Consider the following 21,737-nt stretch of genomic DNA (forward strand, 5'->3'; position numbering starts at 1 on the left):
GAACTTTCATACAAAGGACCTGCCGATTTTGGGCGAGGCGGTCGGCAAGCCCGATTTAAAATGGGAGCGATGCGCTGACCCTCCGGAGTTCAGACACTCCATTAACTGAAAAAGAGCCCCGCCCCGGAGGCAAGCCTGATCCTACGCATTTGAATAAGATTTCTTGTGGACCAGATCGGCTAGTTGATCGATCAGTTCGTCAGTCTGGTCAAGATATTGCGTTTCGTCCAGCAAGCCTTGCTGGTAAGAGTGATAGAGGACGTCCAGGTCTGCCTTGATCTGGCCGCGGTGCCGGACCTTGGTACGGACAGGCTGTTTTTTGGGGGGAAATTTAGATTCAAACCATTCAACCACCTTGCTGATAATAAAACAGATCGTTCCGACGACAATAAAAAGTATAAGTTCAAGAAGTATCATTACGTCCGACAGTTTATTGATTACGCTACATCATCCGGATCCGGTTATAGCTATAAACTTAAAAAAAACCGTCGTGGGATACAATGATTAAGAAGGGTTTAAAATTTTGAATGACCGAAACGGCAGATATGGTATTATTGCTGCATGCCGCTGATGCTCGGATGATGCACGGCTCCGGCCGCCGTCACCACAACAGGGCTGCTGTACATTTCGTTATCTACCGAATAACTCCATTTTTTCACACCAGTCGAAGCGTCGACAGCATAAAACATTCCATCTCTGCTCCCGAAATAGGCAACTCCGTTTGCCACCACTGCGCTGCTGATCACGAAATCTTCAACGGAGATTTTCCACTTTTGCTGTAACGACCCCGCTTCCAGGGCATAAAATCTTTTACCGGAGCCGACGTATACGACATTATCCGAAATTATCGGGCTGGGCGGATCGAAGCCTATTGCCGTGGGTGTGAATTCCAGTGTTTCGTTCTTTGAAGGATAAGAATCCCTAGGTTCGATGCCTGTGATCCCGCTGCCGCTTTTGAGATAAATGACACCATTGCTCATCGTTGGCCCTCTCGCCGAAATATACCCGATGGGGCTATGCAGTTCTCTGAATGTCAAATTGTTGGTAGTTAGATCAATGGTATATAAAAATCCCAGGTCCGTAAAAAATAGCTTATTATCTGCAATACACGGATTCGACATGATATCCGGACTGATTGTTTCCAGATACTGCGATTTCAGAGGTATCGTTTTTTCCCATTTCTTGGTGCCCGATTTGGCATCCAGGGCAACGATTTTTTTGTCGATAGGACAGTATACTATGCCATTATGAACTACAGAGCCTTCCTGTGCACTCTTCCCCACCTGTGTCTCCCATTTAATTCCGCCGGTTTTTATGTCTACCGCAAAAACTTTACTGATTTTTTGGTCATAGGCACCGGTATACCCTGTGCAATAAAGAATCCCCTCCGAAACAACTGGACTTCCTGAATGTGAAAAACTAGGGTTGATTTTCCAGATTTCCTTTCCGGTGAACAGATCCATGGCGTATACCCATCCCCCGGCGGTCAGATAAATAGTATTGTCAAAAACCGCAACGGTGTTCGATGTGGTCTCCCGCCCGAGTTCTTCTTTAAATTTCCATATCGGTTTGCCCGTAGCGCCGTCCAGCGCCATATCATCGATAAATACGATGTCCGTTTTTCCAGGCATAATTCCCCGGTCGATCTTCACTTCGTAAAGCTGTGACCCTCCATCCTCTGCCGTAACCGTATAGGTTACCGCTTTTGTGAAATTTTGGGCAACTCCCGAAGCCGGGGACACGGTAGCATTCTCCCCCAGCACAATGGTAGGCACAAGCGAGGTTAGGTCGGCATCATGCGGTAAAACAGCTGTGATTTTGTACGTATCAGGATTAATCGTGGCTTCTATTTTTGGACTGAAAGCCGTGAAGTAAAATCCGGTAATCCTTTTGTCCTTTGAAAGGGCACCCTGCTTTATAGTCAGTTTAACTGTGATTGTCTTTTTGTCCCCCGATGGAGCTACTAAAGTAAAATTCACGGGATTGGTGAAGTCATTCCCTTTGGTATGATCGGGTGTTATTGTTGTCCCCTTAATGACCGGGATCAACAACCTCAAATTCTTAATATCCGTCCCCTTCGGAACCGTTATATTGTATGTAGACTTCAGCGTGTCGTAAGTTACCTGAACTCCGGAAACTCCAAAAACCGATATATTTCCAGTGATTATTTTGGTATCACCGGCCGGTGGAGCTGGCTCTGATTGTTGTTTACAAGAGATCACGAGCATTGTGACAGCACAAATAACATAGAATAATTTAAATGTAGTTCTCATAGTATTACTCAATAAAAAACATCTTTATAAAGCGGTATTTCATTATTTGAATTATAGAAATTAACCTGTATCAGCAACTCGATTTTCATAAATATCATAACAAGACTATTCTCTAAAAATTAACAGTCATGAAATGCCAATTTTGTTGCACGAAAGCCGGATAATATCTCATCAATCGATTTTATCAATAAAAATGTTTTCCATATTTTTAAATTAAAAAATATCCCTTCTTCTTGCTTGAAAACTCAACGGCTGCTTACTATTTTAACTCTGTTTCAAGGAATGATCGGTTTTGCATTTGCGCAGGAACCAAAGTTCCTCCCGCCGCAGCCTCATAAACTTCTTTATGCAGATACGGTGTATCGCGAGGCTATTGCCAGAAAAGACACAAATTTGCTTGCCGAGGCATTTTACCTGTACGGAAAAACCTACGAATCTACCGGTGACTTAATTACTTCTGAAAGGTGGTTGCTGAAATCATTGCGGCTATTGGAGCCGAGAGGAAATTCGCCGGAACTGAGCCGTTTATATAACCGGCTCGGCGTTAATGCGATTGTCCGCAATAAATATGAAGAAGCGCTCAAATATATCACAAGATCGGTCAGTATTGCGGAACAGACCGGTTCCAGGTTAAATATGGACCGAAGCTACGGAAACCTGGCCAATCTGCACGGAAAAGACTGGTCTGAGGGTGGTAAAAGACCCGGGCTTCCGAAACCAAAACCCGACAGCGTCTTTTATTATTATCAAAAGATCAAACAAATGGCAGAACAAGATCGCGATTCTGTAAGATTAGCATACATTCAGAAGGAAATAGGGGATTTTTTCTGGACATACCATGGCGACAGGGCGAAATTATTGAGCTATTACGACAAGGCGCTAACACTATACCGAGCTAAAAAAAAGGATCGGGAAACCATGGATTTACAGCTTCGCCTGGCCGATTACTATATGGACATGCACGAATATAAAGCTGCATGGAAAATGCTTGAAAGTGCCCAAAAAATATGCATCGAGCGACAGTACAATGTATTTGGTATTAAACAGATATTTGAAGAGTTGTATTCGAAATATTATAGTCAGACAGGCAACTGGCGGCTGGCTTTTCAGCATTCTGAGAAGCTTAGAAATCTGCAGGTTTCCAATTATCGGGCCGATCGCGATCTGACAATTTCGAGGCTCGGGAAAGAATTTGAAGCGGATAAGAAAGATGTGCTGCTCAAAGCAAAAGATAAGGAGCTGATACTGAGATCAAAGGCATTTAAGGCGCAGCAACGGCTTACTTTTGTATTGATTGTTTTGTTCTGGGTGACCGCTGGGCTCAGCTTTGTGTTCTACCGGCTATCCAAAAAGAATAAAAAAATAAGTGAGCAAAACGAGCTATTGGTCCGGGAACAAAACCATCGCGTCAAAAACAATCTTCAGGCGATATCCAGTTTGTTGAGCCTGCAGTCGGACGTACTCCGGGATCCCGGCGCGATCATGGCGATTGAGGAGACCCGGTTACGGGTTCAAAGTATTGCTATTCTACATCGCAAATTATACGATAATAAAGAACTGGCCAGGGTCTTTCTTCCCGATTTCCTGAAAGATCTTGCCGAGAATATACTGTCGGCTTATGGATATGAAAATGTTCGTACGGATCTGAAAATCAGTCCAGTGTACCTTTCCGCAGACAAGGCCGTTCATCTTGGGCTGATTGTCAACGAGATTGTTACCAATGCATGCAAATACGCTTTTCCGAAAAATAACAAGCCGGCACTTCGTGTGGAATGCGGCGATTTTAACGACGGGAAACAGCCTTGGGTGCGCTTGCTGGTGGCTGACAATGGGCCGGGTATGGATCTCGCGCCCCTTGCTGCAACGGAGACCGACGCCAGTAATCCACACAACAGTCAACTGGGATTTGGGCTGAGATTGATAAAAATGGAGTCCGAACAACTCTATGGATCGTACAAATTCAGTTATGAAAATGGCACGGTTTTCCGGCTGGATTTCCCTCAATATAAGGACGAAACTGCACTTGCAATCGAAAAATAACAACATATTCACCCTGACTATCATGGACAGATTAAACATCCTGATCGTTGAAGACGACGTCCTCACTGCTAACGACATACAAAGAACGCTTGAAAAAGCCGGCCACCAGGTGACTGCGGTTGCAAGATCTTTCAATGAAGCCGTGTTGGCTGTAAAGCGGCAAATACCGGATGTTGTTCTGCTGGACATCATGCTTTTGGGTTCACAGGATGGCATTGCGGTCGCGAGGGAAATATTGCTTTATAAACAACTACCCATCGTGGTATTGACAGCGAGCACAGAGGAGAAAACTTATCAGCGCGTAAAAGACACTTTTACTCCGGCAGGATATATCACCAAACCGTTTAACCCGCTCGATTTGAAACGCTCAGTCGACCTTGCATGGCAGAATTTCCGACTGGAAATATTGTCAGGTGCTGCTTCAACACTGCAGGACAGCGTTTTCCTGCCTGTTGAAAAAGGTTTTGAAAAGATCATAAAATCTGACGTCAAATATATCGCCACTCAAAAAGGGACACATTGCGTAAATATTTTTGAGATTTACAAAAAAGAACCCCGTTTGATACAGTTGTCAATGGGCCACCTTGAACAATATTTTTCCCTGCCCAATTTTTACAGGTTATCGCGATCGCTTTTGGTGAATCTTAACTACATTGAACGGATTGAAGGCGGGCAAATAAAAATACAGGATGAAAAAAATCTACTTACCATACCAGAAGCCGGCCGACCGGAACTCATGAGACGTCTGACCGTTATCCGGAACCCCAGAAAATAATCTGTGTCAATTAATATGTTCTTTTGACAAAGTTTATTTCAAAAGCTGAGAATCCCTGTTTTACATACTGATCAAAAAAAGTCTCCCAATTATCGGGAGCAGATACCGGTTTGTTTTTTCCTCCGATTTTTATCAAGAACTAAACCAAAAAGTCTTCGCGCTGCAAATACCCTGTTTCATTCAACATTATCCCCTATTGGCGCTGAATATTTGATACCAATATCGATAAATGTGATTTTTGTCAATCGTATTTTCAAAATTCATTTTGGAAATACATAGTTATTTTATTGGCTAAAATTATTGATTGATTAAAAAATAAAAGTGTCCATCGAAAGCTAAAATTTATATATCTCAACTTACCTAAACTTAAATAGTAAATCTATGAAAACCTCTATTCTTTCACTGATTATTTGTCTTGTTACATTACATGCCAGATCACAAGCTATTGAAACTTTAAATAAGGTCAATCAGGGAGCTGCTACGTTAAATCAGGGAGCAAATACTTTAAACAATACCTCTGCCGCTGCAAATAATACTGCAAATGCCGTAGGAAATAGTTTCAGGACAATTAAGGGTCTTATTCCTGATAAAAAAAATAAAGAAAAAGAAATGACAGAAGCTGTAACTGCGACAACTTCAAACATATTGGTAACTATTGTAAATGTGGATTATTCGAAATTAAAAGAAGTAGAAGAGCATGTTAAGTCAGTGTCAAAGGTTAAAAATACGTCGAAAAAATTCTCCTCCGCAAGTTCCACGATCAGTGTCGAGTATACAGGGCAAGCAGATGAGCTATGGGATGCATTGCCAGAGACAATTCGGAATATGTACGATCTGAAAGAGCTCGGGGACGGCGTGATCTCGCTGGAAGCAAAAAAATAATTCAGTCGTGTCATCGTCAATCATACCAAGTACGCTTCTTCTCACAAGCTATGAAAACTTACCTCAGTTTAAAAAGCATCCCGGTATATCTGGCAATAACAATGTTGCTGTGTGCTTGCGGCCCCAAGTCCGACGTAACGCCTGCTGACACAGAAGATATCCTCGGCCAATGGCGGCTGAAAACAGTTAAACTGGATGCAAAAGTCAAGGTTAACGGCCAGGTACAGCCAGTGAGCGATTCTGCCGAAGGAACAGCGGATCAGATCATCGAATTCAAAAGCGACGGTACCATTGCGGACCCGTCAGATATTTTTGGTACAAGTACATACACATGGAAATACACGGTGAAAGGAACTGAACTGGCCATCGGCGAACCCGACGATATAGGCTATTTTGCACTTACTTCAGATTCAAAGACGATGAAGTGGCAAATGGACCTGGCACGCGCGCAGCGATCACTGAAAGAGACGGAAGGATTTTCATCGGTTTTTAACGTTGATGCCGCCGACATGCGGGACGCATTGGTAGAGTGTAACCTGGTCCTGGAATTCGTAAAAAAATAACCTGTTATGGAATTACATCCCATTGGAATTGAAATGAGGGCGTAGGCAGTAGATTTTAAGGGCGGGTTTGAGAAGACTGGCAAAAAAAGATCGTAAAGTCATTCCCCCAGACTCTCCATCAACATCTTAATCACCCCGATAACCGCTTTGGGATTATCCCTGTGCAAATAGTGACCGCTGCCTGAAAGATAGACCAGCGATCCGCCCCGTGAAGACGAGTAGATAAATTTTTTCCACCTTTCGATGTTCACGTCCGCACGTATTTCAAAGAATTTAGCCTGATCGAAATCTTTGCTCCGTCGCTCAGGCGGCACCTCGAACTTACCGCCTATCAGAAAAAAAAGAGGCACGTCCGGTATCGGTAAACTGGCTATTTCCGCAAAATCGGTCTTCCTTAAATCCGTCAGAACCTGCACCTCACTCGACGGCCCGAAACGGACGGAATCTATAACTGATGGTTTGTAAAGACGGTCATATAACATCTCGTCAATCCGCTTTTCAGGGACGCCAAGCTTCCGGAAAATGTCGTTCCAGTTTTTTTTGGTTTCCGTAAAATCGGCCGGGTCCAGAAACACCAGCCCCGCAACTTCATCAGGATAATACCCGGCAAAGCCCCGGATATAAAGACCGCCCATCGAATGCCCCACCAAAATATACGGAGGTGCTATATTCTGGCTGGACAGAATTGCTTTTAAATTCCGGGCGACTACTTCGACCGTCGGCATTTTAAACACGCGCTCGGACCCTTCCACCCCGGCCCGGTCGTACGCAAAAACCGGGGCAGTTTGTGACAATTCGTCCAGGACTGTGTCCCAATTCCCAAGCCCCATTCCCAGCCCGTTTTCAAAAACAAGAACGGGTGCATGCGCCTTCCGGTTTTCCAGTCCCTTGGTTAGAATATGGAACTGCTGGCCGTTCACAGAAACCAGTTTTTCCTGCGCAACCGCCGCCATGGTTACTTGCAGGCATATCAGTATCGGAATGACTCTCATCCATTTCAAGATTAAATCTTAGTTATTTGCCAATCACCTCTTGCCGATGTGCAAGGCCCCAATAATGCAATGCTTCCAGCACATTTTCCAATGATTTACCGTGAGGTGTGATCGCATATTCCACGGTTGGCGGGAAAGTGTCATAGACAGTCCTGGTAACCAGCTTATTGGCTTCCAGATTCTTCAACTCTTTTGACAGCGTTTTGTCGGTAATGCCGGGCACTTCCTTGGATATTTGTTTAAACCTTTTGGTTCCTCCGGATAACGAAAATAAAATAAGCAGTTTCCAGCGCCCTTCAAGGGCCTCCAGAGCGTCTTTGATCGACAGTGCAGTTTTGGGGCAGCCACCAGCAGTTAACATACCGATTATTGTTGTTCAGTTCTAAAATACCGATACTATCCATTCAGATAGCGCTATCCAAAGCGGAAGCGCTATCAACCGGAAAGTAAAGGTATATACTTTTGACGGACGAATTCACAAAACGACCCGATATGAAAAGCGAACAAAAACCATCGAAAGCAATGAATATTACCCTCTGGACGGCGCAGGTAATTCTGGCGGCTACCTTTTTCTGGGCAGCTTACATGAAGCTCGCCCAACCGGCAGAGCAACTGGCCACTATGTGGCCCTGGACAAAAAATAATGAAATGCTGGTAACCTTATCCGGAATAGCGGATCTGCTGGCCGCCATCGGCCTGATCCTGCCCGGAATGTTTCGAATGTTGCCACAACTTACCATATACGCATGCATTGGAATCCTTGCATTAATGGCAGCCGCTATTATTTTCCATGTAAACAGAGGCGAGGCATCGCAAATTGGCATTAATATATTTGTAGCTGTGCTGGCAGTATTTGTCGTTTGGGGAAGGTTAAGGAAAGCTGTGATCGAGAGAAAATAGGTACTCTTATCGTTCACTTGTCTGGTCTGTCCAATTTCCCGACTCAATCTGATCCAGATTATCAGAATCACGAACATTCCGTGCAACAAGCGTGAGTGGGTAGGCAAGTGCTGTTGAGCCGATCAGCAAGTTAAAAATGGTTGTATGCTCAAAGCCAATCACGGCTTCCCTGCCTCACTACCTCTTCAGATTACGTCCGGCATACTTCTTCGGCTTCATTCCAATGTGTTTTTCGAAAAGACGGGTAAAATGGCTCAGATTGGAAAAGCCCAGACGATAACCCACTTCCGAAATCGAAAGGTTTCGCTCACTGATCAGATAAGCCGCTTCATTCATTCTGAACGTCTGGTAGTAATTGTAGATACTGTTTCCAAAAATGTGTTTGAACAATCGTTTCATTTTACTCTCACTCATGCCCGAACTTTTTGCCAGTTCCGGCAGATTGGGAGGCTGGCTGAGGTCAGCCAGTATCTTGTTTTTAATCGCAAACATTACATTTACATCAGCGGTGTTGAGCGGCTGGCTTGCAACATGCTCACGTTTCAATAGCTCCGCAAACAAAAAATAAATAAGCTCCTGAGCCCTCAGCTTGAAATAAAAATTATTGAGGTCTGCGGGTACATCGGCGTCCACAATTTTAGCTGCAACTTCCTGCATTTGAAGCGATATGATCTCCTCGTACAGATAAGAATGATTACCGCTCAGTATATTCTCAATAAGCGAATTTTCATTTTTTAGTTTCAAAAGGCTTCTCAAAAAATCAATATCAACCGCGATGATAATGGTGTTGATCTCTGTATGGGCCGGAAAAAAAGTTTCAAAAGCGATATCAGCGGACGTCACCTGCACGGAAGGCAGCAGGCCCGAATCTTGGATGGAAGTGCCTCCCCTCTGCCTGTTTCCATGAAATATATTGTGAAAAGTCATGGATATGCCGCCTGAACTATGACCGGCAGAAATTCTTTTTAAAGTCAGATCTTCTTTAAGAACAAAATTAACGACGATCATTCTTATCATCGGGTCCAGGTCCATCGCTTTGATATGCCCTCTTCCCAATTTTTCCGGGAGCCGGAGGATACCATTCTCAATCTTACTGCCGATGGATTCTGCAAAGGCGGTCATAAAGCCGGGCCCGCCAGATGATACGAATTCAAAAACCATACATTGACCGGAAAGGACTAATTATTTGCCCAATATAGCTATTATGTATTATTCCGACCAGATAATTTTGTATATCAAAAAATCACAACCATGAATACGAAATTAATAGCAGGTAAAAAAATAGCCATCATAGGCGGCGGCCCGGGCGGGCTCACATTAGCCAGACTTTTGCAGGAGAAAGGCGGACATGTAACAGTGTACGAAAGAGACTTCAACAGGGATACGAGAGTGCAGGGCGCTACACTGGATCTCCACGAGGATTCGGGGTTACGTGCACTTGAAGAAGCGGGATTGATGGATGAATTTAGGGCAAACTTCCGCCCCGGCGCTGACAGGCTGCGCATTATTGATAAAAATGTAAATATCATTCTCGACGATAGTCTTGCCGGGCAAGATGAAGCATCAGCACGACCCGAAATTGACCGGGGTCCGCTGAGAAACATCCTGCTGGATTCCTTACTGCCTGATACGGTGATATGGGACAGCCATTTTGTATCTATGTCCAAAATCAATGGTTCCTGGCAGCTGGATTTCCGCAACGGCACGTCATTCCTTGCTGATATTGTTATAGCAGCCGATGGTGCAAATTCCAAAGTCCGGCAGCTTATCACTCCGATAAAGCCATTTTACGCTGGTATTACGATGGTGGAAGGATCCGTTTACAACTCCGAAACCGCATTGCCGGAAATCCACAAGCTCTTGAATGGCGGAAAACTATTCGTGATGGGCGATGAGAAAACGATCATTGTAAGCTCAAAAGGCGACGGTAGTCTGGTGTTTTATACCGGATCCAAAACTGATGAGCACTGGGTGACCAGCTGCGGAATCGACTTCACAGACCAGGCACAGGCGCAATCGTGGTTCCAAAAAGAGTTCGCAGGCTGGGACAACATCTGGCTGGGATTAATCGGGAAAGCCACGTTTCCCCTAACCGTCCGTCCCCAGTACTGTATGCCGCTGGACCAAGCCTGGGAGACGCAACCAGACCTGACTATGCTCGGCGACGCCGCACACCTGATGCCGCCCTATGCCGGAGAAGGCGTAAACATGGCGATGCTGGACGCTCTTGAATTGAGCATTTGTCTCACCAGCGGACAATTTTCTGATATACAAAGCGCAATATCAGGTTATGAAAAGCAGATGTTGCGCAGATTTGCAGAAATCGGGCAGATCACTTTGCATTCAACGGCGATGCTCCACTCGGCGAACGCGATTACCGGTATGCTTGAAATGATGAATTAAATACGTTTCCCGGGTTTCACTGGCAGCCTGTGCCACCTCCCGAGCATTAAATCACGATGTCGTTTTAGGATGCCATTTTTTGATCTTACTCATGAGGTCATCCAGCTTGATCGGTTTACTGATGTAATCATTCATCCCGGCGTCCAGGCATTCCTGCTCGGTACCTTCCATTGCGTTGGCTGTCAGGGCAATGATAACCGGCTGTTCCACAACCGTTTTTCTGATGATTCCCGTTGCCTCAAGCCCATCCATTTCCGGCATCTGCATGTCCATCAGTATCATGCCGTAATTGACCTGGTTCGCCGCCTCAACAGCTTCCAGTCCGTTCGATACGACATCCGGCTTGTAGCCGAGCCTTTGAAGGATACCCATGATCACATGCAGGTTTATCCGGTTATCCTCGGCGACGAGCAGATGCAGCGGGTACATGGCAGCGAAATCTGTTGAAAGTTTATTGCGCGCAGCAGGTTCAGATGCGGTTCGCACCTGGCCGCGCAACGCGTTCAGGATGTGATGGCTCAGAACATTCCGCTTGATAGGTTTGGTCAGAACCGAAACAAAAAGCTCGCGCTGCTGCTCCTTAAGTTCTTCACCTATCGAGCTAAGTAAAATAACAGGTTGTCTTGTTCGGAGCAGATGAATTTCAGCAGCAAGCATCAGACCGTCCATGCCGGGCATCTGCATATCTGTGATGATGAGATCAATATCCTTCTCAACAGATAATATTTCCAATGCTTCCTTTCCTGAAGATGCCAGTACCGGCCGCAATTTCCAGGTGTCGAGCTGGTGTTTCAGGATTGTCAGGTTGGTCGCGTTGTCATCGATCACAAGGATTTTCCTGCCCTCATATTCTTCCATATTGTCCTGATAAACAGGCAGCACTTTATCCCCTTTGCGCGTTTTTACCGTAAAAGAAAAGGTAGACCCATGTTCGGGTTCGCTCACGACGCTGATCTCGCCGCCCATCAGGCCAACCAGCTTTTCTGATATTGCCAGACCCAATCCGGTACCACCGTACTTCCGGGTCGTGGAAGAATCGACCTGGGAGAACGCCTTAAAAAGCCGGTTGAGTTTGTCTGTTGAGATACCGATCCCCGTGTCCCGCACATCAAATTTCAGTCTTATCCTACCCTCCCGGTTTTCCAGTTCGTCCTTGGTGACGAACACGCAGACCTCCCCTTGCTCCGTGAATTTCATGGCATTGCCCACCAGGTTGATCAGCACCTGCCGTAACCTCAGCTGGTCGCCGACGATCTGCTGAGGTACATTGTCATCAATTTGATAGACAAGGTCCAGCCCAAGTTTTGCGGCCTTGCTGCCAAAAATATCAAGAACGTCCTCAATGCTCTGGCGGAGGTCAAAATCCTCGCTTTCAAGCTCAATGTTACCGGACTCTATTTTGGAGAAATCCAGGATATCGTTGATCACATTGATCAGGGTATCTCCGCAGGTTGAAATGGTCTCCGTAAACATACGTTGCTCCTCCGACAACTGCGTTTCCTGAAGCAGGGCCGCCATACCTATCACCCCATTCATAGGCGTGCGTATTTCATGGCTCATGGTAGCCAGGAAAATACTTTTTGCCTGATTGGCCCGTTCCGCTTCGCGGCGGGCTTTATCCAGCGCCAGGTTCGTCTCCCGGAGTTGTTCGTTTGCGGCGATCTGAATTTCCTCATTTTGTTTGCGTACCAGCGAAAGCTGCGCCTCCTTCTGCAACTCGGCCATGTCCACCATCTGGACCAGCTGCAACTGGTAGTACTTGCTCAGGAGATATGACCACAACCCACAGATAAAAAATATCGCTGCGGCCAGTAGCATATGAATTGTGAACGTCAGCAGGTCAAAATAATCAAGCCTTGTAAAATAAACTTCTGTGAAACCCCGGTTATGCAGATAACCGAATATTGCATGGTGCGCCAGTACCACCATCATCATCGGAATCTGCAGTGTCCATTTCTGGTAACTGATCAAAACGGCACTGCCTATGAAGGCAAAAAAATGCATTTCAAAAAGCCCATGCATCTGGTAAATATACTGGGCCATAAAAATCCCGAGTACCGTGCTCAGGACATACTGGTACAAGTCAGATTCAGGCAGCATCAGCCTCACAGAATAATACGCCAGCAAAGAGATCCCGCCCACACCAATGGCAATGAACCAGGTGTCGTAAAAACCAGCGAATACCAGGCCCAGCAGGAAATAACCTGCCAGAAAGTAATTCATGATATAGTCCGATCTTTCCTTAATCCCCAATAGAAAACTACCCGTGGGAGAGCTTGACAAGTCCAAATGGCGATACATACTATTTTAACAGATTTTAATTTTTGCAAACAGGCAGGGTGCAGCCGTAGGATTTCAAAGCCAGATCATCATACGCAGCCGTTGACCGGCCGTTGAGCAAACCTGCCAGAGCAATTTTTGCATAGCTGGTTTTTTCATCTGTGCAGTAGCGGCTGGAGTTGTAGTTGCCCCGGTAGTAAAGTCTTTGCCGGGTGTCGAGGATTGCCGCCTGGGGAGTGGAGTATACACCACATTTGTCCGCAATAGAGCTATCGAACAGCACCGGAATGTTCACACCTATTTTGTCCCGGATCGTTTCAGGCGTATAAGATTGATCGCTCATAACCACCACCGCAAAATCAACTACATGCCTGTACTGCCTGACAAGTGACCTGAAATGATTCTTGTTAAACCTGGAACACGGACATTCAGGATTATAAAAATGAAGAAAAACAGGCTTATCAGGAGAGAATTGAAGTTTGTTTTCCAGATCAATCTTAGTGCCTTTCGACACCGGGCGATAATGATCGGGAACAGGAGTAGGCAGTTGATAAATCAAATCGTTGTACCAGAATAAAGCGCCGGTGACGGACAAAAGCGACACCAACCAAATGATCACCAAACCCTTTCTTACCATTTTCTCAGTGCAACTATTTGTAAAACTAATTTACATAGATGTCAAAATTACTCTATAAGCGTCATATTAAAAAGCGTGAACGCTATTGTCTGTCGCCTGACAATTCCGTCATCAGCCAAAGCGTATACGCTACCATGGGCGTCCAGTACTCCGAAATATTATAATTGCCGCTTCCCTGAACCGGATGATCGTCTTTGTCTCCGCCCAGGCCGTTCATGACCGCGCCCGGCAGAAGAGGGGTTGCCGGCTTGAACTCATTGCTGTTGATGTATGGTTTTGGCTGGTTATATCCGACCCCGACGATGGTTGAACTGTTGAAAGGGTTGGCCCCAACGATCCAGTCAAGCTGCCGCTGGGCGAGCAATTGCAATTCCGGGTCTTTGAGGATTTTCGCTGCTTTCGCCATACCTATCCCCGACGACGCAATGTTGGCGTTGATGCCGACCCACCACTTTTCGGGAAACATAAAATACCGGTACCAGTAATTCCCGATTTTCCTGCTTCCTCCCGGATCCTGCTCACCCGGAGCATACAGGCCGAACGGAACAATAGAAAAACTGTTCCGCCCGGCCATGACCGCGAGATATTGACGGGAGTAGCTTACCACGGTTTCTTTCCAGGCCGGGACATCGCGATGGGACGGGAAAGCTGTGATCAGGTCACAAACTGAAATCAGTTCCAGGCAACCGTTCCAGATGTTTTTATAAGGTTCCTCTTTTTTGGACGAAACACGAAAAAAACCACTTAATGTATCGCCGCCGGCAGTCACCTGCAATTTTTTAAGTAAACCGGCCTGATTGACTGCATACAGCTTATACTTTTCAGATTTCGTTGTTTTGTAAAGTTCAAGTGCGGCAAGAATCGATGCCCCGAGTTCCGTGGGTGAGGGGTTTGTTTTCGCATTTACACACCAGTCAAAACAACGCTCAGCCGCCACAAGACACTTTTGTGCGTACTCCTTGTTTCCGGGGCGCGTTACGCGCGAGAGGAATGCGTCCGCTACGATAAAATGGTACTGGCTGATCATGTCGGAAGGCCGCGTCTGAATCACACGATCATCCTCAGAGCCCATCACCATCACTTTCAGGGAGGATTTTCCGGATCCGGGGCTTTGCAGATGTGGCTCGCCTTCTTCCTGTCCTATCTGGTTGTCTGTCCATCGGTTGCTGTCGCCGGCCTGTTTGATCTCGCCGCCGATAAAGTCCATGAGATATCCCTTTGGTTCCTGCATTTTCAGGAAATATCCGTTTCCCCACATCAGTTCATCCAGGATTTTCATTCTTTTCGTTTCATCCTTTTCAAATTCATAAGCTTTTGCAAGGCCTACCATCCCGTATATCGTCGCACCCACCCATTTTCTGAGATCGCTTGCATCGTGCCAGCCCCCGGTTACGTCCTGATGCTTGCCAGTGTCGACGCGCTTCCCGTCGTCCAGATGGCAGGGAGACAGATAGCCGGTAGTACTCGCGCCGCATCTCTGCAGGGCGAAGTAATGCACGATCAGATCCATTGCATTGTGGTAGGGATCGCGCCGGATTTCAAAAGGATAAGAGCGGAGCGTGTCGGACGTCAGATAGAAGCGCCCTTCTTTATTGAGTTTGCTGAAATCGCCAACGAGATAATCGCCGAAGTCACCCGGCCGGGTTTTCATAGTACCCTCGAAAACAACTTTTTGAGTCAGGACATCGACGACCCGGAAAGGGCGGTTTACATTTCCTTTTGTAACGCAGGTTTTTGGTGCAGCCGTTGTGTAGCCTACCTGATTTGTGAGCAGGCTTACCTGCAGGTCGCGGGAAAAGGATTGTCCCTTTGCGGTTACTGCCTGCATCATGATCAACAAGGATCCCAGAATTATTTCAGATCGTATTTTCATTGCCAACAAGGTTCTCTGATTATCACAAAAAATATTTTGTAATTAAAAGGTAGTATTTCTATGTCAATCCGCAAAGTACTTCATCGTTCCGGCGAAGGCGTGCGGCCGGCAGAATTACCGTATCAATCATTTTTTTAATACAATTGAAAATATGACAGGATCTAATCTAATTGACGCATTATGAGTTAATTACCTTTACCTCCGCTACAACAGCATCAAACGTGAAACATACGCAACTGAGCCAATTCCGGATCACAAAAAACAGCAGACAGGAAACCTGTCTGCTGTCCGCAATACTTAAACAGAATTTAATTTGATTAAGGGTTTTGGGTAAGATTTTTGTTCTGGTCTACTTCTGTTTGCGGGATAAAGAAAACCACTCTTGGGTCGGTTGGCAGAACAGTCTGACGTACATCGGTTGTCGGAGTATTGTTTTGCGAGTGGGTTCCCGGATAATTACGCACCATCGGGCGTCCGTTACGGAACAGATCATAAATACGATGTCCTTCAAAGGCCAGTTCCAGGAACCGTTCTTCCAGTACTACATCCAGTATTGTCTTGCCCGCTGCGGCCATATTGGCTGTGGTATACAATGCAGTTCCCGACAGTCCAGCACGGGTGCGGATCAGGTTAACATCGGCCAGCGCGTCGGCAGTATTGCCCAGTTTCGCATTCGCTTCCGCCCTGATCAGGTACATGTCGGCCAGGCGCAGGTATACAGGAGACGATGCATTGATCACATTATCCTGCAAAGTGTACTTGTTGATGTAGTACATCGGCGTGGCAGGCGTCAGCTTTTTATTGGTCTGCAGTTCTCCGTTCAGCACATAAGGGGTAATAAAGGATTTTCTGATGTCCTCCGGGTGTTGCGCGAGGAAGTCAACATACTTTTGAGAAGCATACAGCTCGGCCCAGCCACTCACACCCTGTGCCAGCGGAGCGCCTGATCTGTCGGAGCTGATATACATCGTGCTGATCCCGGCGATCTGAACGCTGGTATGCCGAACTGCAAAGATCGTCTCGGTATTATTTTCTGGGACAAGCCTGAAATAGTTGGGAAAATTGGAAGACGAGAGCAAAGTATACCGTCCACTTTCAATCACCATGTTGGCATATTTCAAGGCATTGGCATTATCACCTTTAAATAAATACACTTTTGCGAGCAGCGCATAGGCCACTTCTTTGGAAGCGTAAATATTTGTCTTTTTCACCGTCATCAACTCCGCCGCCTGCAAAAGGTCGGCAATCACGAAATCGTATACTTCCTTCACTGTCGACCGCGGCAAAGTAGTTGCCGCATTGTCATCGAGCCCGTCACGCAGAATGGGCACACCGGGATTGTTTCCGTTTTCCTGTGGATATGGCCTTCCGAACATTCTGACCATATTAAAATGGGCCATGGCACGCAGGTACATATTCTCCCCTTTCAGCTGACGCAGTTCCGCCGAAGCATCATTTGAAACAAAACCGATAACCTTGTTCGTCGCGGCGATCACCTTGTAGCACTGGCTCCAGTATGCAGTTGCGTGCGAAGAGGTGTTGATATGGGTATACCGGTATATCCGCGTGAAATCATTGGATGAAATCTGCCCCTGGGCGATCTCATCACTGGGATACTCCATCATGATATGACCGCTGTACGTGTAATTTGCTTTATTTAAGAAAGCATACGTTCCAATCGTAACGGTCTGCACATCCGACTCGTTGGCCAGCGCTGTGGTTTCGTCTATGGAGGTAGTCGGATCGAAATATTGCTCGCACGATAGCATCGATACCAAACCGAGTGCCAGTAGTAATTTTGATTTTATGAATTTCATATGCCTAAAATATTACAATGTGAAATTGATACCAAAAAGCAGCTTGCGGCTGATCGGATATTTGATGCTGGAAAGACCCGGTGTATCCTCGAAAGACATGGACGACTCAGGGTCCGGACCAGTGAATTTGGTACCTGTCCAGAGGTTATCAGCACTCACGAAAATGTTCGCGCGGGAGAATCCAATGCGTCTGATCGTACTAACCGGTATATCGTAGGCCAGACGAACGTTACGCAAACGGATAAAGCTGCCATCTTCAAGATAACGGGACGACGACTGGTTGGAATCCTTGTTACCACCTACGATCGGCTTTGGATGCGTGGCTATATCACCAGGCTTTTCCCAGCGCGACCATCCTTTTGGCAGCACCATATTGTTGTAGCTTTCGTACAGACCGTCGTTATCGAAATAGAAGCGGCTTTCATTGTACACCCAGTTGCCCGATACAAAATTGAAAAACGCAGAGAATGTAAACCCTTTGTAATTCAATGTATTGGTAATACCTCCCGTAAATGTTGGGTTGGTGGATTTGCCTGTAAACTGGCGTGACTGGGCCGTCTGGACGGAACTGTATGAATTGGTCATTTCCTTTGTGACAGTTCCATCGGCATTTGTCACAAGCTTCTCCCACTGCGGATCTCCGTTTTCAGGATTTACACCTGCCCAGATCGGCAGATTGAATTCGCCCATATCGTGTCCTGCTGCCAGCGGCAAACGGTTTCCAGGACGGAATGTAGCTGCGCCTCCACTCAGTTCGAGGATCTTATTGCGATTGAAAGCCATGTTCAGGCTGGTTTCCCAGGTTAGCTGCTTACCAGTAAGATTATTGGAAGTCAAACTGAACTCAACACCCCTGTTGCGGACGGAACCCGCGTTTACCCAAACGTAGCTGTACCCGGTAGTGGCTGTCAATGGTTTCTGATAAAGCAGGTCTTCGGATTTTTTGTTATAAATATCCACTGCGAGATCAATGCGGTTCCACAAACCTATATCGATACCCAGGTTGGAAGACTTGATCTTTTCCCAGGTCAGATCAGGATTCCCTTTCTGAAAAGGTGACGCCCCCGGGATACCTGCGTAGCTCGCATCTTGTGAAATGGTATACAGTCCCAGTGAGGCAAAGTTCGGAATAGCCGCATTTCCCACAGTTCCGTGGCTCAAACGAAGTTTTGCGAAAGTTAACAGCTTATTGTTTTTCAGGAAATTCTCATTGCTAAGCACCCAGGAAGCTCCGAACTGATAGAAATTGGCGGTTGAATTATTCTTGCCAAATAATGATGAGAATTCATTGACCAGCGATGCCACCAGGAAATAGCGGTTGTCGTAGTTATAGTCGGCCTGGCCGAGAAACTTGCGGAAAGCAACCTGCTCACTGTACCCGGTTGGTGATACAAGAATGTCCGTTGCTACCGACAATACGTCCTGTCCTGCCGGCAAACCTTTCCCTGAAACTGTATTATACTGATTGTAAGAAGTTTCCGCCTCCGCTACGCCGAGCAAAGTCAGGCTATGCTTTCCAAATTCCTCCGAATAACGTGCGCGGTTCGACGTAAGCAGCCGGTAACTGTTGTTGTTGTTATTATAAAGTTCACCGCCATTCGCGCCGCCCTGTTTGGTCCGCCGGTCATAGTAAGTAGCACCCGATCCGTTTCCAAACATCGCCCGGTTGTAGCTCGATAACGTTATTTTGTCTGTCAGATCAAAGTCCAGGTTTACATCCAGGCTGGTCCTCAGACTCTTCGCCTTGGCAAAATTGTACTGGATCGAATGCAGGAAGTTTTCGCGGTCACGTCCCAGCCAGTTAGGGTACGAGCGTCCGTCTGTCGGCACTCCGTTTTCGTATGCCGGGTCAAAGGGAAGATTCACATAACCATCATACAAAGTATTGCTGTTCTGATAGTTATCCCTTGTATACTGCCCGTTTAAAAGCACTGCACCAGTCAGTCTTTTGGTCAATTGCGATCTCAGGTTGGTACGGAAGTTATATCCTGTCTTGTCGTTTTCGACAACCGTCCCCTGTTCTTTGTAGTAGTTACCGGAAACATAAAAAGTGGTTTTATCCGATCCTCCGGAAAGAGATATATTATGGTTGTTGACAAATGCGGTACGGAAAGCTTCATTCCACCAGTTGGTGTTACGTTGCAAAACGGAAGGATCTCTTGGGTAAAAGGTACTCTGAAAATCGTACAGTTCCTGGGCATTCATCATCCGGAACTTACCCATAGTAGCCTCCGCAAAACCGAATGTATTGTTCACACTGATCTCTGTCTTGCCAGCCTTCCCCATTTTGGTGTTGACGATGATGACACCATTTGCTGCACGCGAACCGTACAAACCGGTGGCGGCAACGTCTTTCAGAACGGTAACACTTTCCACGTCAACCGGGTTGTAAGTACCATCAATATTACCATCCACCACGTACAAAGGCGAACTTCCTGCCGAAATCGTCCCCGACCCGCGGATCACTACCCTGGCGGCGCTGGTAGGGTCACCCGAGCCGGTGGAAACCACTACGCCGGGAGCTTTTCCCTGCAGGAGGTTTGGCAGTTCGTTGGAGGTAACATCGCGCAGTTTCTGGCTGCTGATCGTGGACACCGCGCTTGACAGGTACCGTACCTTTTTGGCCGAATAACCTACAACCACCACCTCGTCCAAGCCTTTTGCGTCCGATTCCAGGACAACATTCAGGTTCGTGGCCCCATCTACCACCACTTCTTTGGTAGCGTAGCCGATGAAGCTGAAAATCAGCGTAGTACCTGGTGTCGTCAGGTTGATACTAAATGCTCCGTCCACGTCGGTAGTGGTTCCCTTATTGGTACCTTTTTCAACGATGCTGACGCCGGGAAGACTTTCTTTCTCGCTGGAAACTACTTTTCCGGTCACCGTGTACTCTAACCGTTTTGATGTACTTTTTACCGTCTTTTTTGCTAACCCGGCAGGCACGGCAGCCAGTGAAGCCGGCAGGCTCACCGAAAGAGAAACCGCCGCAAGCATAGAGAGCCGCAGAAACTGTTTGTAATGATCTTTCATATCAGGAACAATGAGTTTGTCGAGCAAAATGCTCGTGATGGTTGGTGATAAGTGAGTAGTGCAATTGAACCCTCGGAGGGAACCAGGCAGGCGAAACTTGGACTTCTTTTGTTGGTCTTGTTGTACTTCATTAAAACATGGTTAGGTTGACACAAAAATTTCTTAGGAAATAAAAGACTGTTTTGGAGACAGTTTTATTCCGATCAGTGGTACTCGAATTTTGTGGATATGAACAAATGTAAAAACAAAATGTGTGCGCACACACTCTCAAAACAAAAATTACTGCGATTTTTTGATTCAGAAGAAAATTTTACTGTTTATGCGGAAAAGGAAACTTAATTGATCTATTTGTCAATTTTGTAGTAGGATCAATAAGCTGTTTACCGTATCATCAAAAGCAACATCATTTAATTGAAACGATAAACAATTATTACACTGGTAATACCAATAATTGTTTATCTTTTTAATATTGTGAGCCAGGACGGAATAACAAATACCCTGATCAGAAACCACATGCACACCATCAGTCTAAAACACACATCTTTCTTTAACAGGATCCTTCACCTGCTGATGCTTGTTCCAGGTATCAGAAAAACCCTGTCCATACTTGCTATTCACAAAGTCACTAAACTTTACCAGGAATTGTTGGCAGACCTGTCGGCTATCCAGTTTGAAATACATCATATCAGCGTGTCAGACGCCACCCGCTTTCGAAAAGAATACGGATGGCTGCTAAGATTACTGAAAGATGTGCTACCATCGGGTACCCCTGTAAAGCCTGCTAAACAAGAGCTATTCAGAACACTTTCAGCAGTTATTGACAAACTTGGCGAAAATACCTTCCTGATGAACATCATAGTTAATGGGGAACTGGAGCCGGATGACCAGCTTCATGAACTACTGGAAGATTACCGGGACGGCCTGCTTGTCCGGCAAAGAAAAACGGAGCAGTATGTTCCCTGGAAAGACATCAAAGCAAAACTTGACGCTAAGCATAACCTGTCCTGATGTACACGGTTATTTTGAGCTATACCGCAGAAAAGTTCTTGAAAGGACTTTCCGGGAGGAACTACAACCTTGTTTCAACAGCCATCTCCTCCCTTTCGAGGGACCCATACCAACCCGGTACAAAAAAGCTGAAAGGATATCATGGAATTTTCCGGATCCGGGCTGGCAACTATCGCATACTCTATACGGTAGATGGTTCGAACCTCATTGTTGAGGTAGATGAAATCGGTCATCGCAAAGATATTTATGACTGAAGAATCCGGA

The 21,737-nt window shown here is 46.1% G+C and carries 18 protein-coding genes; 8 read left to right on the plus strand and 10 right to left on the minus strand.

What is annotated here, in order from left to right; translation table 11 throughout:
* Positions 1–141: 141 nt before the first annotated feature.
* Positions 142–417, minus strand: a complete 276-nt coding sequence (locus FBF61_RS09130) for a hypothetical protein (protein ID WP_138476885.1) — start codon at positions 415–417, stop codon at positions 142–144.
* A gap of 134 nt (positions 418–551) precedes the next feature.
* A complete protein-coding gene (locus FBF61_RS09135) occupies positions 552–2,273 on the minus strand; it encodes an SGBP N-terminal domain-containing protein (protein ID WP_138476886.1) in 1,722 nt (573 codons plus the stop codon).
* A 282-nt stretch (positions 2,274–2,555) separates the two neighbouring features.
* Here FBF61_RS09135 and FBF61_RS09140 point away from each other — a divergent pair, with 282 nt between their 5' ends.
* The 4 genes from FBF61_RS09140 (at position 2,556) to FBF61_RS09155 (ending at position 6,533) form a co-directional block, all read left to right on the plus strand.
* Positions 2,556–4,313: a tetratricopeptide repeat-containing sensor histidine kinase gene (locus FBF61_RS09140; protein WP_138476887.1), complete on the plus strand. Its 1,758-nt coding sequence runs from the start codon at positions 2,556–2,558 to the stop codon at positions 4,311–4,313.
* A 22-nt stretch (positions 4,314–4,335) separates the two neighbouring features.
* On the plus strand, positions 4,336–5,088 hold the full coding sequence (locus FBF61_RS09145) for a response regulator (protein WP_138476888.1): 753 nt from the start codon (positions 4,336–4,338) through the stop codon (positions 5,086–5,088).
* A gap of 381 nt (positions 5,089–5,469) precedes the next feature.
* Positions 5,470–5,970: a hypothetical protein gene (locus FBF61_RS09150; protein WP_138476889.1), complete on the plus strand. Its 501-nt coding sequence runs from the start codon at positions 5,470–5,472 to the stop codon at positions 5,968–5,970.
* A gap of 50 nt (positions 5,971–6,020) precedes the next feature.
* The gene (locus FBF61_RS09155) at positions 6,021–6,533 is read left to right on the plus strand and encodes a hypothetical protein (protein WP_138476890.1); all 513 of its coding nucleotides are present in this window, start codon (positions 6,021–6,023) and stop codon (positions 6,531–6,533) included.
* A 98-nt stretch (positions 6,534–6,631) separates the two neighbouring features.
* Here FBF61_RS09155 and FBF61_RS09160 read toward each other — a convergent pair whose 3' ends face one another.
* A complete protein-coding gene (locus FBF61_RS09160) occupies positions 6,632–7,525 on the minus strand; it encodes an alpha/beta fold hydrolase (RefSeq protein WP_138476891.1) in 894 nt (297 codons plus the stop codon).
* A 22-nt stretch (positions 7,526–7,547) separates the two neighbouring features.
* Positions 7,548–7,886 carry a winged helix-turn-helix transcriptional regulator gene (locus FBF61_RS09165; RefSeq protein ID WP_138476892.1) on the minus strand — a complete coding sequence of 113 codons (339 nt, stop codon included), beginning with the start codon at positions 7,884–7,886 and terminating at the stop codon, positions 7,548–7,550.
* Positions 7,887–8,017: 131 nt separating this feature from the next.
* Here FBF61_RS09165 and FBF61_RS09170 point away from each other — a divergent pair, with 131 nt between their 5' ends.
* Entirely contained in the window at positions 8,018–8,425 is a 408-nt protein-coding gene (locus FBF61_RS09170) for a DoxX family protein (RefSeq protein WP_138476893.1), read from the plus strand.
* 177 nt (positions 8,426–8,602) lie between these two features.
* On the opposite strand, the gene FBF61_RS09175 is transcribed toward FBF61_RS09170, so the two are convergent.
* Positions 8,603–9,586 (minus strand): helix-turn-helix transcriptional regulator, encoded by a 984-nt coding sequence (locus FBF61_RS09175; RefSeq protein WP_138476894.1) that lies wholly within the window; start codon positions 9,584–9,586, stop codon positions 8,603–8,605.
* A gap of 90 nt (positions 9,587–9,676) precedes the next feature.
* Between FBF61_RS09175 and FBF61_RS09180 the strand changes: the two genes are divergently transcribed.
* On the plus strand, positions 9,677–10,828 hold the full coding sequence (locus tag FBF61_RS09180; protein ID WP_138476895.1) for an FAD-dependent oxidoreductase: 1,152 nt from the start codon (positions 9,677–9,679) through the stop codon (positions 10,826–10,828).
* Positions 10,829–10,879: 51 nt separating this feature from the next.
* Here the strand turns inward: FBF61_RS09180 and FBF61_RS09185 are convergent, their stop codons facing one another.
* From FBF61_RS09185 to FBF61_RS09205, 5 genes are all read right to left on the minus strand, one after another.
* Positions 10,880–13,129 (minus strand): response regulator, encoded by a 2,250-nt coding sequence (locus FBF61_RS09185; protein ID WP_138476896.1) that lies wholly within the window; start codon positions 13,127–13,129, stop codon positions 10,880–10,882.
* 16 nt (positions 13,130–13,145) lie between these two features.
* Positions 13,146–13,745, minus strand: coding sequence for a DUF6436 domain-containing protein (locus tag FBF61_RS09190; protein ID WP_138476897.1), 600 nt, complete (start codon positions 13,743–13,745; stop codon positions 13,146–13,148).
* An 82-nt stretch (positions 13,746–13,827) separates the two neighbouring features.
* A complete protein-coding gene (locus FBF61_RS09195) occupies positions 13,828–15,618 on the minus strand; it encodes a glycoside hydrolase family 9 protein (protein WP_138476898.1) in 1,791 nt (596 codons plus the stop codon).
* Positions 15,619–15,935: 317 nt separating this feature from the next.
* On the minus strand, positions 15,936–17,435 hold the full coding sequence (locus tag FBF61_RS09200) for a RagB/SusD family nutrient uptake outer membrane protein (protein ID WP_138476899.1): 1,500 nt from the start codon (positions 17,433–17,435) through the stop codon (positions 15,936–15,938).
* 12 nt (positions 17,436–17,447) lie between these two features.
* Entirely contained in the window at positions 17,448–20,465 is a 3,018-nt protein-coding gene (locus FBF61_RS09205; RefSeq protein WP_138476900.1) for a SusC/RagA family TonB-linked outer membrane protein, read from the minus strand.
* Positions 20,466–20,978: 513 nt separating this feature from the next.
* On the opposite strand from FBF61_RS09205, the gene FBF61_RS09210 reads away from it, so the two are divergent.
* The gene (locus FBF61_RS09210) at positions 20,979–21,473 is read left to right on the plus strand and encodes a hypothetical protein (protein ID WP_138476901.1); all 495 of its coding nucleotides are present in this window, start codon (positions 20,979–20,981) and stop codon (positions 21,471–21,473) included.
* Positions 21,473–21,727 carry a type II toxin-antitoxin system RelE family toxin gene (locus FBF61_RS09215; protein ID WP_138476902.1) on the plus strand — a complete coding sequence of 85 codons (255 nt, stop codon included), beginning with the start codon at positions 21,473–21,475 and terminating at the stop codon, positions 21,725–21,727. The genes FBF61_RS09210 and FBF61_RS09215 overlap by 1 nt, the downstream gene beginning before the upstream one ends.
* Positions 21,728–21,737 lie beyond the last annotated feature (10 nt).

Origin of the sequence: Dyadobacter bucti (assembly GCF_005869225.1) — a bacterium.
Taxonomy (GTDB): Bacteria; Bacteroidota; Bacteroidia; order Cytophagales; family Spirosomataceae; genus Dyadobacter; species Dyadobacter bucti.